This is a genomic window from Dendrosporobacter quercicolus, from assembly GCF_900104455.1.
Lineage (GTDB): Bacteria > Bacillota > Negativicutes > DSM-1736 > Dendrosporobacteraceae > Dendrosporobacter > Dendrosporobacter quercicolus.
The window spans coordinates 1-16,020 of sequence record NZ_FNHB01000019.1; the positions used below are offsets into that span (position 1 = coordinate 1).

Below are 16,020 nucleotides of genomic sequence, written 5' to 3' on the forward strand. Positions count from 1 at the left end.
TCGTTTCAGATAGGCTTTGCAATGGCAGCGCGTCCGGAAGCCGGGACTACGGCGGCTGGCCCCGCACGCTGCGCGGGGCCCCGGCAGGACACTCCGGCCGGACCGGCCTGAGCACCACCGGCCGACCCAGCCGGGCGTCCCGCCGGCCGCCGGGAACGACAACAAAGCACGCAGCCCGGAGAACGGCGGCGACCAAACCGCTCCACCGGGCCACCTGCCGCCACTCGCCTGGCCAAGCGGCAACCGCCGTTCGTTCCCTGCCGCGGCCGCGCCCGTCCCGCCCCGTGGACACCAAAGGCGCGTGTCCACTCTCCGTCCTCCCTTCCCCCCGAGCCCCCCCATCCCACCTGAATGGCGTTGCCGTCCAAAGCGGTGGGCCGCGATTGAAATCCGGGGGGAAGGGAGGACTGCGGGCGCCCTGCGGGAAGGACTACCCCCCAAACCCCCCGCTAAGGAGCGGCCGAACAAATTGGGGGGTACGCGGCCGCGGCAGGGCCCTTCACTCAGCTAAGAGGCAGCAAGACGGCGGCGGCGGCAGACGGCCCGGTTCCGCTGGGACGGACCCACCCCCTGACCCCCTCCCGGCGAACAAACGGGAGGGGGAAAGCCGGCGCTGCCACGCTGTCTGCCCCAAGCGGCTTACCCTGTGCTGCCGCCAAAGGCGCGCGGCCGCCCAGCGTAAGCCGGGCCTGCTCCCTGGCGTCGGTAAGGAAAGCGCACCGGCCACGGCGGCCAAACCCGTGCCGCCGTGTTCCGTGCGACGGGCCTGCCGGCAGCAAGGGAGCCGCGAACTGCGCGGCGGGAAATAAAAAGGCCGCCCTCATCCAGTGGGAGCGGCACGCATAGCCGGAAAAATTTTTCTTTTTCAGTTTTGGCAAAATATGCTATACTGACGGTACAGGCTGCTCGGGGGACGGTTAGCCCCTTCCTGTTACAGGAAGGGGGTGGTATGATGACGATTTACGAAGCATTGACATTTGCGATTGCATTTGCCACGCTTATGGTATTAGTCACAACCAAAAAGAAATAACCGCCCCTGCTCAAAAGCGGCGGTTATTTCTTAAATAACGCAGTTTTGGGCTAACCGTTTTCCGGTTAGACAGCCTGTGAGGGCTGGCGTGCTTGCAACACGTCAGTCCTTTTCTTATATTATACCCATCGGCACAAGAATATGCAAGCATTCCGGAAAAAATCCCCGTTGGCCGGTCCAGTTTACTTGCAATTCGGTGCAGATGCGCTATAATGGAACTAGGTGGAAATTAAAAAGCCGCCGCGACCCGAAAGTGTTGGCGCACTTTCAGGCACGCGCAAGGTGCCGAAGACACCTACACGTAACAGCAAGCTGTCCACGGCGACAATTCTATTATACAATGCCCGCCGCTTGAATACAAGCGCGGCGCAGCGTATGACAGGAGCTGCCGGCAGGGCGGGTGCTGATTGTGTGCGACTTGACGCAGCAGACGATGGAGCCTATTCCTCGCTACTCTTACTGTCAACGGAGAGGCAGGCGTCTTACATACGATTGAACGCCTTTCTGTTGTAGCCGGTAGGCGACGGCTACTGAGTACGGGAATGGAGCACACGACGAAGCCAAGCGCATGTGTAGGGATAAACCCTTGCATGCGCTTTTTAATTTCCCCCTATCAAGGCCATGTTGCCGGCAATCCGGCCCCCTGTTGGCCGGGGGCCCGGTCCGGCGCTGGCTGGCACAGGGGGAATATAGTATGGCTATTATGGGAAAGAGTACTCGCATCCTCACCGTCTACTATACCTATCAGAACGGCGCGACCCGGCCATTAATCCGTTTGCAGGGCAAATGGCTGCAGGAGCTTGGCTTTTTACCCGGCGCTAAAATCGAAGTGCAAGAAAACAAGGGCAGCCTGTTCATCAAGGCCCGCCCCTTGCCGGAGCCATGCCGCCGGGGAACGGTAGGCGGTAACGATGCTGACCGTTGAGCAGGTCAGGAAGAAACTGCAAAGCAGCAGGGTTCTCTGCGGCCGGCTGGTCACCAGCCCGGACGGTTCGGAATGGATACGGGTAGAGCTGACGCGGGCTGCCCTGAAATACTACCAGGCACGGGTGACCTGTTACGGCTTCATCCCGGATTAGGGCTTCGCCGTTTGGCGCGGCAGGGTTCTGCGACCGGGAGGCCAGTGCTAAGTCTACGTTGTCCCGCCGCCGGCTTATTCAGGATGCCACACCGGTCAAGGCTGCGCCTGCTCCGCTGCGCTGCGCCCCTGCGGGTGACGCGGTGTGCCGCGCCAAGGTGACGGCGGCGGGGAACTGCTGGCGCTGCGCGGGAGGTGCGGGGTATGCGGGACTATCTGGACAGGCGGTGGCGGGTGGAGGCCGCGCTGTGGATTTGCTACTGGCACGCCCTGGGACGGGACGACCAGGAAAGTGTCTGGTACTGCGCCGGCCACAGCCTGCTGCTGTCGGTGTTCTGGCTGGCGGCGCTGGCCGGCGGGCTGCTGGTTTTGGGGGCGTTTATGCAGTTTTTGCAGGGAGGCTGCCGGTAATGCCGGCAGTTTTTTTGCGGGCAGCAGCCTGGTGAAGATAAAAAAGCCCCCACAACGCTGCGGGGGCGGTGACAGACCAGGCACGATGTTGCTGCAGGAGGACATTCTTGCAGGATGCAACTGACTGACGCGGCCCGGCTGCGCCGGGCGGCAACCGGGGGCTGCCCCGCGGTTTGCCCGCCCTCAGTCGTTTTCTGCTACAACAACCGTACAACAACGCGGCGGAAACTGCATTTTCCAAACGGTCAATGAAGTGGTGTTTCATGGTCGAGGGGGCAGTCGGAAACAATGCATTGAGCCATGAGGCAATTTGTTCCTGCCCGCCGGATATCCTGTGGGTGTAGACATTGAGCAACATTTGTATGGTACTGTGGCCCAGCCGGTACTGGGCGTCTTTGATACTGACGCCGCTTGCCGAGAGGCGGCTGGCGTAATCGTGCCGCAGTTTATGAAAGGTGATAGTAAGGTCGCCGTTTTGACCAGGAGTTGAAATCATTTGGACCAGTTGCGCGGGTCCTGGAGTTTGCCGAAGGAATTGGGGAATACCAGGCCTTATCCTCCCAGGGCCGGCCGTCAGCCTTACTGGCGGTAATAGCGGCTGCCTGGCGTGCCTGAAGCCGCTTAACCTCAAGCATGATGACTTCCGGCAGCGGCAAGAGGCGCTGCCGGAAGTCGGTTTTGGGGTCATTGAGTTCCGGGCCGTCGTCGGTGATGATGTCGGCCCGCTGGATAATGACGCTGTCAGTGGTGAAATCGAAGTCTATTCACTTCAATCTGAATAGTTCGGAGCGGCTGATACCGGTGGCCCATTCCAGGGACAGGGCAGTATACATTGCCGCGTCGGCCCTGGCTTCCGTAAACAGGTGCGTCCACTCTGCGCTGCTTAATGGTACAAACTCTTTTCGGCGCTTTTGGGCAGGGACACGGTTTTGAAGGGCAGCCAGTGGAGGATATCTTCATAAAAGCTTGTTCAGGGCAATGCGCAGGACGGTAAAGGCCAGTTCGGCCAGGCGCGGCCCGCCGCCATTGTCCTTGATGGTGTTGACCATCTGTTGAATATCAATCCCCGAAGGGAATGGGAATCCGTTTAGCGAAAATGTAAAAACATGCAGTTTGCTTGGACTGCTTTTGAAGGATCGGAATGAGAGGTGCGCAGATTTGATAAAGACAGGTACAATTGGTGAAGTCGATTCCGTTATTGATGAAACTATTGATAAGCGTAAGGCGCTATTAAGTCAAAGATATAATAACTGCACTTTACTTGACAGGCAATTTGAAATTTTAGATGTGATAAAAGTTGCCAATTTATGTTTTTTTTATATTATGTTTGGTAGCAGGGAACAGCATGAGCAATTAAAACCGAACCAACCGTACTATCTGGAAGGCATTAATATATTGTTTGATCAGGTATTCTGTGATTTTACAAAAAATGAATTTGCACCAACCTTTTTAACACAAGAGGTGGAAAAAATTCATGCTTTAATAATATTTTGTGGAGAAATTGGTTTTTTTAACCGGATAAAAGATTATTGTAAATATAACCTGATTGAATATACTGGGAAATCAGAACATAAGCTATGTTTTCGCTTTGTTAACAGATATATGGGGCTTGAAAACCTGGAGATAATGGAAGATATGATACGGACTGAGAAAATTATAAAAGCGCAGGAGGAGGCTGTAAAAACAGATTCTGATCAAAGGGCAAAAATCACTAAGCGAATGCGTAAGTATGTAAAGCCAAGGAGAAAACACTTCATTAGTTATGATACAAACCCGGAAATTGATGAGTACTATATAAGGTTGGCTGAATTATACATGGAAAGAACTTTTCAGTTTGAATGCTTTCCCGGTGATGTAAAATTTGGAGGAATTCCCTATTCTATTTATATACGCAGTGCCGTGTTAATTATCAGTTTTGCGTTGAAACATATTGCCTATGCACAATTATTAACACAGAAACACCGGAAAATAGCCTTTGTGAATGTACTTACAATAAACAGGGATATAAGCGAAATGGTTGAAGTGTTCTGCATTGCGTGTGGAATTAGCAGGAATGATGCCAGACAAGTCCTCGACTGTTTTACATTAACCTATGAGAAATACAGTTTTCACAGGAGAAACATGGATTATCTGCTTATGCCATACATTATTGTTTCAAAAACACAGCTGGTATTTTCAATTGCCGGTGCTTTAAGCGGTATATATACTTTTCTGATGGGGGAATTAAACCGGAAGTTTCAGAAGGACTGGGATAGAAACATACTTGAGCGTGAAAGTCAATTCCGGAATGATTTATATAATTTGTTTGATGATTCGTTGTATATTAAAATTGGCCATAATCTTCCGGTCCAGTCTGACGGGAAAACTATAACCGATATAGACGCTTGTATTGTTGAAAAAGCTACAGGCCAAATTATATTCTTTCAGTTAAAATGGCAGGAGCAATATGGTCGCAATATTGGAAGAAGGCAGAGCAGAATGCAGAATTTTCTCAGGGAGACTAACAGATGGATCAACGATATGACGATATGGCTGGGTAAGAAAGACAGACGAAAACTGGCCAGTATGCTGGGATTAAAGGAAAAACAGATTGATTTTGACAAGTTCAGCTTAATTGTTGCCGGGAAATATTCAGCACACTTTTCAGGTCTTGACAAACCGGACGACAGGGCGGAATGGGTTCTATGGCTCCAGCTCCAAAGATTGTATGATGAAGATAGCACAACTTTTAGAAGTCTTGAGACGTTAATAAAAAAATTAAAGGAAGACAACCCATATAACAGGCTACCTGAACAAAAAGGCCAATTATTTCACGCAAAAGAAACAGATATAGAAATTGCTCCATATAGTGCGGATTGAGATTGTGCTGTCAAACAAAGGTGTGTATTTTCCGGGTACTGCTGAATCCCCGCCGCCGGTCTTTATGATATCACACCGGTCAAGGCTGCGCCTGCTCCGCTCTCGCTTGCGCCCCTGCGGGTGACACGGTGTGCCGCGCCGGGATTTTAGCATAAGGAAAGGTTTACTCACGCGTTCTTTTGGAGAGTGACGGCGCCGGGAGCCGCTGACGATACGCGGGAGGCAGGCATGTGGGCCTATCTGGTTAGACGGTGAAGGGTGGCCGCATTGTCGGTTTGCTACTGAACGTTGTGGACCGAGATCGGGATAAACGGCCGAGAATCCGGTACTGCGCCAACCACGGCTTACTGCTGTCGTTATTTTGCAGGGCGGCTGCCGGTTGATTCCGGCGCCTTTTTATTTAAAAAAAACTCCCCTGCTTTACAGGAGAGCTTTGAAGGCGATGCCAGTGTTACTTAAAAGATATTAATATCGACAGATGTTGTTATAAGCCAGGAAGTGGTGACAATATAGCGTGCTTCAGAATCAAACTGCTTTATTGCGGCGTCAATATTGTTGCGCGGCGCATCAGCAGAATATAAATCAAATGTTTGTAAATACATAAACAGATTATCACCTCACTGTGGAATAAACTCATTATATCATTAATTGGTGTAATATATTCTGATTTGTTAGTTGAAATTAACAGGATTTGAAGTCTGTATAGCCAATATTATACATAATATATACTTTTTTACTGATCACGGAGGTGCTCCCTGTGGAAAGAGCTCGAATTTTAGGTGATTTGGTACGAGAAGTGCTGGGACCCCGGGAAGGCATTGCGGAACAGTTTCCTGACCGGACGGATCCGCGTGATGAATACATAATTGGTGTTCTTGCGCCAATGGATACGATAGCAGAGAGAGACCCTGACGCAGAGGCTGAATTATTACCAGGTGACTATGATGAGGACGGAGATGGGGGAGAAACGGGTGCAGCCGGTATAGCATCTGAGATTTGCTCTTCTCCTTCTCTGGATCCCAAGTCACTGGCTAAATCGATGGGGCTCTCTTTTGTTATTCAGGCTACCGGAGAAAACCCAATAGAAATTTGCAGCACCTGGGCCAGATACGTCAGGCCGGGAGGATGGCAGCGCCAGCCTTTTTACAACTACAGGCGGGTTGACGTGTTACAGGATGACGAATGGAGAAGCGAAGCTGATCCCGGTGTTGCATTTTCTCTGCGGGTAACCCCGGTAGCAGATACAATTTTTCGTATTTCAGTATATCTTGTAAACCGGACGGAGGTGGTATCCGGCCAAAGACCGGATACCACGAAGCATATTTTTCAGCCTGAAATCAGAATCGTATGCAGTGAAGGAACACAGGTAATTCCACTCAGGGGTATCAGCGATCGGCTTAATGCCGGAAACGATAACACAGAGGATTTGTCACTTGAGCTTATGTACCGTAACAGACCTGCTCTTGCCAGAGGTCATCTGACCGGTGTAACCTGGAGTGCAATTGACATTCAGAGACCGTGTTCCGGATGTTCCTCTCCTTCTTTTCCGCCATTTATCTGGACAGACGGTGGTATAGTGCCCGATGATCTGCGTGTCAAATTTACCACACCGACACTTCGGACGGACTATGTTCCCAGTTATCCTGTCGGTGCGCCTGGTATGACATGGAGAATCCGGTATGGTCCGGAACCTGAGTTTAATCCCCGGCAACTGGCAGAATTCTGGGTTCCGGAGGATATCAGGACGGCACTGCAGCCTCTGGCAGAGGGGTATCGCAACTGGCTGGAAGAGCAGAGAATTTGTGCCAGAGAGATTGAGACTGAATATGAAACGGTAATTCAGACCAATCTTGCTGAAATTGAAGCCTCAATCTCAAGGATTGAACAGGGTATCAGCCTGCTTTGCGCAGATGAGGAAACAAGGCTGGCGTTCTGTTTTGCCAACAGAGTGATGGCCCTGCAGGCAGAATGGTCCTATGGGCGGATAAATAACTGGCGGCCATTTCAGCTTGCATTTATTTTGCAGAATCTGTGCGCCATTCATAATCCCGAGGATCCCGGTCGTGATATGGTTGATTTACTTTGGTTTCCCACAGGCGGCGGCAAAACAGAAAGTTATCTGGGTCTTGCAGTTTTTGCCATTGCACTTCAGCGAAGAAGGGCAAATACCGACAGGGCAGGGCACAAGCATGGTGCAGGGGTAAATGTGATATCACGCTATACACTGCGTCTGCTTACGATTCAGCAGTACAGGAGAGCACTGAAAGCTATAACAGCGGCAGAGTTCCTTCGGGTGTGGGGACTGAACACCCCGGCAGGGAGTATTGGGTGGCGCCCTACTGCCTGTGAATTAACTGATGACTATATCTGGGGCGGGGAAAGAATCTCAATCGGTTTATGGGTTGGTAAGAATGTAACTCCGAACAGTATACAGTCAATTACCTTCCGTGACGAGAATAATCGTATTCAGATGATCCCGGGTGCCCTGGCTATTCTGAAAAATCCTTCGGAGGAAAATTACGGTGAGCCTGCCCAGGTGTTAACCTGCCCGTGCTGCAATACTATTCTTGCTGTGCCGCGCGACGGTCTGGGTCAGGGAAGGCACAGGCTGTATCTGCTGGTAAGGGGCAGGGAAATTACCACTCCTGATTTATCAGACCTTGTTTTGGAGGGGGCGACTGTTCAGAGAGCGTCTGTGATCCGGCACAGTGTAATGTATCACACAGTTCTGGTTGAAATAGAAGTACCCGCCGACCAAAAAATAAGTCCGGCAGGGATAGAGGCTTTCTGGAGGCATAGGCTTCTGCCGGTCCTTGGAACGGATGTTAGATTATACAGTGCTCATTCCACGCGTCCCGGATATTTTATAAGGCATTTTATAAACCAGCAGACCAATCCCAAAGGATATTGTTTTGACGTGATTTGCCCGAACCCGGAATGTGGTTTAAACAGTCATGCCTGGAGCGAAAGAGTGCCTGTGAGTGTGGCCGCACAGACTGTTTCCGGTCAGGCGGAGACGGAATATCAGGATATACCTGAGCCATTTAAAATCCCCGGCCACCCAAACTATTCATCCCGGGTCGTAATTCCGGCCTATACGGTGGATGATCAGATTTATCACCGTTGTCCGTCCATGGTGATTGCAACAGCCGACAAACTGGCCCAGATGCCCTTTGAGCCTTTGGCTGCGGGCGTTTTTGGCAATGTCGAATTCTATCACGCAAGATGGGGCTATTACAGGGAAACCTGCCCACCATCCACTGACAGAGGTCTGTGTGACAGTCTGCAATTTCATCCGGGTGGGTACAATACCAGATCGGTCCTGCATAAGGCAGTACCTCCATTTGCCCCTCCGGTCATGATTATCCAGGATGAGCTTCATCTGATTGAGGGGCCGCTGGGTAGCCTGTTTGGGCTTTATGAGACAGTGGTGGATGAACTTTGTTCCGTGTATGTGAACAACAGAAAATTTGGTCCCAAGTATGTGACATCCACCGCAACAGTCCGTTGCGCCGGCCCGCAGGTACAGTCACTCTTTACGAGAAGGCTGGCACAGTTTCCGGCTTCGGGAATAAATGTGGAGGATAATTTCTTCTCTGTTTCACCGGAAACACATCCGCTTGAGGCTGCAGGCGCAGGAAGGCTTTACGTTGGCATCTGCGCTCCGGGTAAAGGTGCCCAGACTCCGCTGATCAGGATTTTTTCCTCTCTGTTTCAGAGTACGGAGGAAATGGTGAGATCAGGTGCCGAACTGCCGGATGTGGACGGATTCCACACAGTTGTCGGTTATTTTAATGCGGTGCGTGAACTAGCCGGGGCAGTGGCTCTTTATCGTCAGGATATCAGGGAAAGGATGCGCGGACGATTTGGCACTGCGGCAAGGCTGTTAAGAGAGAGTCCCCTTGAATTATCAGGACGAAGTGATTCAATGGAACTGCCCGGACTGCTGGAGCGTCTTTCATCACCGGTGATGGCCGGAACTGCGGAGGATTTTGCCGTCGCCACAAGTATGTTTGGCACCGGTGTTGACATTGACCGTCTTCGGCTGATGGTTGTGGCAGGGCAGCCAAAGTCAACGTCTTCCTATATTCAGGCAACCGGGCGGGTTGGCCGGTCACGGGGCGGATTAAGCATAGCTTTTTTCCGCGCCAGTCGTCCGCGCGACCTTGATCATTATGAATTTTTTACCGGTTACCACCGGGCTTTGTATAAGTTTGTTGAGCCGGTATCAGTTGCTCCCTTTTCCCCGAGAGCCCGTGAAAAGACCTTCGGCCCGCTGGCTGTTGCATTGCTGCGCCTGGCCAGAACAATCAGCGGTGTCAGAGTTTCAAGGGACTGGAGGCATGAGCAAAGGCTGAACAACCGCCAGTACGATTCCGGGGCTGCCAGTATGAGAAATGCACGGCTTGGTAATGATGTGCGGGCACTAATCAGTCTGATCGAACAACGGGCTCAGAACCAGCCGCCAGGGCGCCAGGCGGATATTGATTCCGTCCGGCGGGAAATCAGGGCTCTGCTTGACGAATGGGAGAATATTGCCCGCCGGTATCCGGATCAGTTGCTTTACAGTGAAAGTTCCATGACCAGAACGCCAATTTATCCTGTTGTTCTGGGAGATCTCCAGCATTTTTTTCAAAATCTTGATATGGCTTTTGAAAACGTTCCGCAATCCATGAGGAGTGTGGAAGGCACGACAACTTTTAAGACTTGAGGTGAGCCATGTGGCCGGTCAGCAAATCAGGCCCTCCCAGTATATTACCACCTACGGGCCGGGTGCCTTACTTGAGGGGCCCGGAGGCCCAAGGATAATAGCATCAATTGAAAATTCAGGAATACCAAGACATAAAAGTCCGCTGGAGCTGGAAATTGTGGAACCGCGGCTTTCAATGGGATTGCTTGACGGAGCCGGCATAATGAGAATACCGGCCAATGCGGAAATCGGGGTTAATGATTCGCAGCCTCTGTATGAAACCTCAACATTTCCATCATGGTCACTTTGTACTGTGCACAACAGATTGTATCAGCTGAGATACGGGGATACCCGGGGGTGTTCCGGCTGCGATACTTACTCAACAAGTGAGGCGTGGAAAAAGTCGCGACGGGAAGCTATCCGTTTTGTTATGGCCTGCCCGGAAGGTCATTTGGACGATGTTCCGTGGGTTAGTCTTGTTCATATGGGAAATCACAATCATAACTGCAGGCCCAGGAGCCTGATATGGGAGGGCGGCGGCGGATCTCTCCGTAATGTGACAATCCGTTGTCCGGACTGTGGCGGGAATATTAATCTTGGTTTTGCGTACTCAATGGATTTGCGATGCACCGGACGTTTTCCCGAGCAGGGCACCCAGCGTCCGGGATGTGATTCTGAAGCAAAAATGATACAAAGAGGGGCAGCCAATCTCCGGCTTTCAGAGATAGTGACAGCGCTGACCATACCTGACCGTGCCACCCGTCTTCACCAGATTCTCGGCCGTTCTGTGCTGAGAGGAGCAATCCGGGCCTTATACCGGAATGGCAATCCGTCCATTGAGGAATTAAGGGGAACATTTGAGGATCTGGTTGATGATGGTTACTTAACCAGGGATGAATATACCCGGATAGTTTCCTGCAGAGAAAATATAATTCACCAGGTTGTGAGAGAGGTTCTGGATGATGTACATTATGAGTCTGAACATGATTTCAGAAATGATGAATTTAGCCGGTTGCAGTCGGCGGCCAGCAGAGGGGCTCCCGTAAGTCCGGCCAGCACACCGGGCGGACCTCCCCTGTTTGAGGTAGTCCGGCCGGATGTTCGCACATTTGCCGGTCCAGGCAGACATCTTTTGAGAATTACCCCTGTCAGCAGGTTACGGGTTGTTATGGTTCAAAAAGGTTATCGGCGACTGGACTATGCATCCAGAGAAATTACGGTCGGATATCATGACGGGACAAAAATGTGGTATCCCGGAGTGGAACTGTTTGGAGAAGGTATTTTTATTGATCTTGCCCCGGAAAATGACAGCCTGAATTTTCCGGAGCACTTTGCCTTAAATGGTGTGGCTGCCGCCAGCTGGGTCAATGCACAAAACAATCCACAGAATCATGGCCTGGAAGCGGGGACGGCGGAGTTGTACAAACTAAACCCGATTTTCGTCTGGTGGCACACACTGGCACACAGGATTATTAATGCACTTGCAATAGATTCCGGTTATTCATCCGCTGCGGTGCGGGAGCGGATTTATTTTCGGCCTGATCCTGATAATCCGGCCGTGGGCCGCGGGGGGATACTGCTTTATACCACTCAGCCGGGAGGAGACGGAACTCTGGGTGGAATGATAGCTCTGGTACCGAACTTCGACCGCCTATTAGCAACTGCTCTCCGTGATGTAAATTCCTGTTCAAATGATCCGCTGTGCAGGGAAGAACTGATAAGGCCCGGACGACAGAGCGGATCGGCATGTTATGCCTGTGGTCTTATCTCGGAAACGTCCTGTGAGTACCGGAATTTGTTTCTGGACAGAAACATTCTTGCGGATAATTTGCCATGAAAGAGGTGCGGTATTTAGCCACCGGCTCACAATGGCTGGGCAGGGGAATCGAATCTGTACACTCGAACGTGTGCCAGATGATAGAGGAAACCAGTCAGGAACTTATTATTGTGGCTTATTCCATCGGAACAGGTGCCATTGAAACAATTGACAGCCTCGAAGCGCTCCTGCACCGTGGTGTGAATGTCAAGATTTTGGTAAACCGGTTTGACGGACAGCCGCAGGGAATCCGGGAAGCGATTTTCCGACTGTCACAGTCGTATTTGAACTTCAGGGTTTTTGACTTTTCTCCGTCTGATGGAAGTGATCTTCACGCAAAAGTCATTATAAGTGACAGAAAAAGGGCTATAATTGGTTCGGCCAATTTATCATGGCGGGGAATGGTGACTAACCATGAGATTGCAGTCATGATTGGTGATGATTCGATTGAGCTTGTGGCCAAAGTGGTTGATGAAATCTTTTATTCCGATTATGTCAGGGAAATATAGTTCACACCACATAATAGCACTGTTTAAATCCTGAAAGGCTATAGTAGCAGGATTTTGGTAAAAGTTGGCGAATAGTAATAAATAATTTTGATTATGAGATGGCGGGTGGCGGTCCAAATGGCAGAAAAAAAATACAGAGTTCTCGAACTCTTTTGCGGGGCCGGAGGATTTTCTCTCGGATTTAAACTGTATACTGAGAAAAACTACCATCCCTATGAGATTGTCGGGGCACTTGACTGTGACGCCAACGCCATTGCGACTGTTCGTTCATCACTGGTCCGGGCGGGTTATGAACCTGATAAAGCAGAGAGAATAACTATCTGCGGTGATATTCGTGAGGACAGTGTTAAGAAAAAGCTTTATGAGGCCTGCGCTGAAGCGGACATCATTATCGGAGGACCTCCCTGTCAGAGCTTTTCCATGATCGGCCCCCGTTCGGGTTCAGCGGAAAAACAGGAAGAGAATGTGACGGATTACCGGAATGATCTCTTTGAGCATTACATTGAGGTTGTAACGCATTACAGGCCTCTTTATTTTGTTTTTGAAAATGTGCTGGGGATACTGTCCAAAAAGGATAAAAATGGTGTGCGATATATTGAAAAAATAACCGGAAGGCTAAAAAAGGCAGGGTATTGTCTTAGAAGTTCCAATCCGGCCATAACTACGGAGTTTGTTATTCTTAATGCGGCAGACTATGGAGTTCCACAGTTAAGGGAGAGGGTTATTATTATTGGTAACCGGCTTAACAGACTTAATCCTTTTCCAAAGCCCACTCACTGCCCGGCGGAACGGGCCGGGGACGCCGGACTGCTGCCATATGTGACACTGCGGGATGCTATTGGCGACTTACCGCCGGTGGTTCCCCAAATCACCAGCACAGCTGCGGGAAAAAAGAAAAAGGGCGTTGCTATTTGTGAGGCCCGGAAACAAAAAATTGCACGGCGAAATCTGAAACGAAACAGTGGGGCAGACCCGGCGGAGTATCACTGGAATGCCTTAAACCGAAGCCTGTTCTCCGGGAACAAATCCAGAAAGAGTTTTCTCCGTTTTGTCATGTCCAAATCGGAAGAGCCTGTATTAACCGGGCATATAGCCAGAGGTCAGCAACAGAGTGACATCATTCTGTTCAGATTTATGGAAGAAGGGACTTCTTCCAAAATCTTTGGCACACATGATATTCTCAGAAACCGGCGGCTTGGATCACTGATCAAATATAAAATGGACAGTTTTGAGGACAAATACAAAAAACTGCCCTGGGACAAACCATGCTCCACAATTTTTGCCCATCTTACCAAAGACGGCAATCGTTTTATTCATCCGGATGGCAGGCAGGGCCGGACCATAACGGTGAGAGAGGCTGCCAGAATTCAGTCATTTCCCGATGACTATGTCTTTGAGGCCATTGGCAACAGGCGGTATACCTATATTGGCAATGCTGTTCCGCCGCTTTTGGCAATGGCAATTGCCGGATCGCTGTTTCGTGCGCTGAATTCCGGGGAGTTGCATGAGGATGAAATTCAGGAAGAGGCTGAAGCCACCGGCACCGATCCGGTAATTCAGGCTGAACTGCAGTGGACGTAAAATCTAAGGAAGCCCGCAGCAAAAACATGGCGGCGATCAAAAGCCGGGACACACGGGTTGAGCTTAAACTGCGTAAATTCCTTTTCACAGCCGGTTTCCGATACCGGGTGAATTATAAAATTACAGGGAAGCCGGACATTGTCTTTGTTGGAAAAAAGGTCGCTGTGTTTGTTGACGGATGCTTCTGGCATGCCTGCCCGGCCTGTTACAGGGAGCCGGAAAACAACCGGGAGTTCTGGCGCAAAAAAATATCCGGAAACAGGGAACGGGACCTGAAAGTGACCCGGGAACTGGAAGAATCAGGCTGGGTGGTCCTGCGGTTCTGGGAGCATGAAGTCAGGAAAAACACGGAGTCGGTAATGGAAGTAATCAAAACAGTATTGGCTGAACGATAACATTGATGCCTTGTGGAGTTGAAACGGAACAACGGCCATGAAGGCATTTTTATTTTATGATCACGGAGGTCGGGATGTATGCCGATAATTCTGTCGCAGCGGGTGGATACAGGTTCAGATTATAATGATGTGCCTTTCGTCGTGTACCATTTTCCAAAACGTTACCGGAGGCAGATTAACCCGGGGGATTTGTTTCTGTATTATCAGGGGAACCGCGTAAAGAAAGAACAACGGTATTATTTTGGAACAGGCATAATCGGGAAGGTTGAACTGTGCGAAGATGGTGAGCATTATAATGCCTGGTTTCTGGAAGCGAAACAGTTCCCCGGACGGGTTCCCATTTATAATCCGGCAGGCGGGTATTATGAAAGCCTGGGGTATGCCAGTGTGCGGAAAAGTGAAACTCCCCCCTGGCAGAATTCAATCAGACCGTTGTCGGAAAGTGCTTTCAGTGCCATTTTGGCTGCTGCGGGCTTGCAGCGTACTGATGATATATCCGGGGTTATTGAAAAAGCGGAAGATCCGCTTCAGGCAATCAGGCTGCTGAATGAAGCGTATAAAGAATGCTCACCGCAAAAGCGTGACCGAATGGTAAGCCTTCACATTGAACGGGGTACTCGGATAACCGGTTCACTGAAAAAGCTCCTTGGGCCTTTTTGCCAGATATGCGGCGCCGAGGGATTTGTCAAACAGGACGGTGACCGGTATATAGAAGCCCATCATCTGGTGCAGATTGCGCTGAGCGCCTCCAGTTCACTGTGTTCGGATAATGTAGTTCTTGTATGTCCCAACTGTCACCGGAAACTTCATTACGGCCGTGATGTGGAGGTGGCTGACCGGGGAGATAAAATTCTGGTCAGACTTGGCAGTACGCGGGAGCGTCTGGTCATGAAAAACACCGTTAAGTATCTGGAGAGCTGTCTGATCAGTAACGTTTAGTCCGCGGCACGCTAACCGGGATTTCAAAATATGCAGCCAGTCAGGGAAAAAATTCCGCCTGCACTCCGTTAGTTTACTGCAATTCATTTGAAATGAGCTATATTAAGGCCCTGCTACACTTCGCTGCTGCAGGTGACACGGTTTGCCGCGCTGTGGGTTTGATACTGGAAGGCGTTGGACTGGGATGATCGGTACACGATCCGGTACTGCGCTGATTACAGCCTGCTGGTGTTGATTTTCTGGTGGTGTGTTGGCTACCGGGCTGATAGCGGTTGGGACCGCTTGTATGGTTTTTGCAGGGAGGATGCCGGCCGTTTTTTTACAGCAGACCAGTTGCTGATGACGATAAAAAAGCCACCACAGTCTTGTGGCGGCAGCAACAGAACGGTCACGATGTTTTCGACCGGTGGACAGTCTTGCGATATGCAACTGACTAACGAGGCCCGGCAGCGCCAGTCGGCAACCAGGGGCTGCCCCGCGGTTTGCCCGCCCTCAGTCAGTTTTCTACTACAACAACCGTACAACAACACGGCGAAAAAGTTCTGTGACGGTCTGTGACGAAAATCCAGCATTATCAAGTATTCATGGCAGTTTGAAAACGAAAAATGGCGTTCCAATTTGACTACGAATCAAAAGGTCGCAGGTTCGAATCCTGCCGGGGTCGCCATGAGAATATAGATGTGTCGCGGGTCGGTGGCCTGTGACACTTTTT

At 50.7% G+C, this 16,020-nt stretch carries 14 protein-coding genes and 1 tRNA gene; 12 read left to right on the top strand and 3 right to left on the bottom strand.

Annotated elements, in window-relative coordinates:
• Positions 1-503 precede the first annotated feature (503 nt).
• Complete coding sequence (locus tag BLR06_RS18735) at positions 504-878, bottom strand: hypothetical protein (protein ID WP_092075112.1); 375 nt, start codon at positions 876-878, stop codon at positions 504-506.
• A gap of 846 nt (positions 879-1,724) precedes the next feature.
• On the opposite strand from BLR06_RS18735, the gene BLR06_RS18740 reads away from it, so the two are divergent.
• From BLR06_RS18740 to BLR06_RS18745, 3 genes are all read left to right on the top strand, one after another.
• Positions 1,725-1,955: a SymE family type I addiction module toxin gene (locus BLR06_RS18740; protein WP_092075113.1), complete on the top strand. Its 231-nt coding sequence runs from the start codon at positions 1,725-1,727 to the stop codon at positions 1,953-1,955.
• Positions 1,942-2,109, top strand: coding sequence for a hypothetical protein (locus tag BLR06_RS19695; RefSeq protein ID WP_173813024.1), 168 nt, complete (start codon positions 1,942-1,944; stop codon positions 2,107-2,109). Before BLR06_RS18740 ends, BLR06_RS19695 begins: the two co-directional genes overlap by 14 nt.
• A 203-nt stretch (positions 2,110-2,312) precedes the next feature.
• A complete protein-coding gene (locus BLR06_RS18745) occupies positions 2,313-2,519 on the top strand; it encodes a hypothetical protein (RefSeq protein WP_092075114.1) in 207 nt (68 codons plus the stop codon).
• Here BLR06_RS18745 and BLR06_RS18750 read toward each other — a convergent pair.
• On the bottom strand, positions 2,488-3,015 hold the full coding sequence (locus tag BLR06_RS18750; protein WP_173813022.1) for a tyrosine-type recombinase/integrase: 528 nt from the start codon (positions 3,013-3,015) through the stop codon (positions 2,488-2,490). The genes BLR06_RS18745 and BLR06_RS18750 overlap by 32 nt on opposite strands.
• 662 nt (positions 3,016-3,677) lie before the next feature.
• Between BLR06_RS18750 and BLR06_RS18755 the strand changes: the two genes are divergently transcribed.
• Positions 3,678-5,378 (top strand): hypothetical protein, encoded by a 1,701-nt coding sequence (locus BLR06_RS18755; RefSeq protein ID WP_092075116.1) that lies wholly within the window; start codon positions 3,678-3,680, stop codon positions 5,376-5,378.
• A gap of 455 nt (positions 5,379-5,833) precedes the next feature.
• Here the strand turns inward: BLR06_RS18755 and BLR06_RS19700 are convergent, their stop codons facing one another.
• Positions 5,834-5,980, bottom strand: coding sequence for a hypothetical protein (locus BLR06_RS19700; RefSeq protein WP_173813020.1), 147 nt, complete (start codon positions 5,978-5,980; stop codon positions 5,834-5,836).
• Between the two features lie 155 nt (positions 5,981-6,135).
• On the opposite strand from BLR06_RS19700, the gene drmA reads away from it, so the two are divergent.
• The 8 genes from drmA to BLR06_RS19705 all read left to right on the top strand — a co-directional run bounded on the left by drmA (position 6,136) and on the right by BLR06_RS19705 (position 15,975).
• Positions 6,136-10,089 (top strand): DISARM system helicase DrmA, encoded by a 3,954-nt coding sequence (drmA, locus tag BLR06_RS18760; protein ID WP_092075117.1) that lies wholly within the window; start codon positions 6,136-6,138, stop codon positions 10,087-10,089.
• Between the two features lie 10 nt (positions 10,090-10,099).
• Positions 10,100-11,905, top strand: a complete 1,806-nt coding sequence (gene drmB / locus BLR06_RS18765; RefSeq protein WP_217636944.1) for a DUF1998 domain-containing protein — start codon at positions 10,100-10,102, stop codon at positions 11,903-11,905.
• Positions 11,902-12,393 (top strand): phospholipase D family protein, encoded by a 492-nt coding sequence (locus BLR06_RS18770; protein WP_092075119.1) that lies wholly within the window; start codon positions 11,902-11,904, stop codon positions 12,391-12,393. The genes drmB and BLR06_RS18770 overlap by 4 nt, the downstream gene beginning before the upstream one ends.
• Positions 12,394-12,510: 117 nt before the next feature.
• A complete protein-coding gene (locus BLR06_RS18775) occupies positions 12,511-13,974 on the top strand; it encodes a DNA cytosine methyltransferase (protein WP_092075120.1) in 1,464 nt (487 codons plus the stop codon).
• Positions 13,965-14,369 (top strand): very short patch repair endonuclease, encoded by a 405-nt coding sequence (locus BLR06_RS18780; RefSeq protein ID WP_092075121.1) that lies wholly within the window; start codon positions 13,965-13,967, stop codon positions 14,367-14,369. Before BLR06_RS18775 ends, BLR06_RS18780 begins: the two co-directional genes overlap by 10 nt.
• 78 nt (positions 14,370-14,447) lie before the next feature.
• Positions 14,448-15,308, top strand: coding sequence for an HNH endonuclease (locus BLR06_RS18785; RefSeq protein WP_092075122.1), 861 nt, complete (start codon positions 14,448-14,450; stop codon positions 15,306-15,308).
• A 174-nt stretch (positions 15,309-15,482) separates the two neighbouring features.
• Positions 15,483-15,866, top strand: coding sequence for a hypothetical protein (locus tag BLR06_RS19365; protein ID WP_139164551.1), 384 nt, complete (start codon positions 15,483-15,485; stop codon positions 15,864-15,866).
• A gap of 28 nt (positions 15,867-15,894) precedes the next feature.
• Positions 15,895-15,975, top strand: a tRNA-Ser gene (locus tag BLR06_RS19705).
• Positions 15,976-16,020 lie beyond the last annotated feature (45 nt).

Coding starts and splice junctions, on each gene's coding strand:
- BLR06_RS18740 (WP_092075113.1), top strand. CDS start 1,725: ATGGCTATTATGGGAAAGAGTACTCGCATCCTCACCGTCTACTATACC.
- BLR06_RS19695 (WP_173813024.1), top strand. CDS start 1,942: ATGCTGACCGTTGAGCAGGTCAGGAAGAAACTGCAAAGCAGCAGGGTT.
- BLR06_RS18745 (WP_092075114.1), top strand. CDS start 2,313: ATGCGGGACTATCTGGACAGGCGGTGGCGGGTGGAGGCCGCGCTGTGG.
- BLR06_RS18750 (WP_173813022.1), bottom strand. CDS start 3,015: ATGATTTCAACTCCTGGTCAAAACGGCGACCTTACTATCACCTTTCAT.
- BLR06_RS19700 (WP_173813020.1), bottom strand. CDS start 5,980: ATGTATTTACAAACATTTGATTTATATTCTGCTGATGCGCCGCGCAAC.
- BLR06_RS18770 (WP_092075119.1), top strand. CDS start 11,902: ATGAAAGAGGTGCGGTATTTAGCCACCGGCTCACAATGGCTGGGCAGG.
- BLR06_RS18775 (WP_092075120.1), top strand. CDS start 12,511: ATGGCAGAAAAAAAATACAGAGTTCTCGAACTCTTTTGCGGGGCCGGA.
- BLR06_RS18785 (WP_092075122.1), top strand. CDS start 14,448: ATGCCGATAATTCTGTCGCAGCGGGTGGATACAGGTTCAGATTATAAT.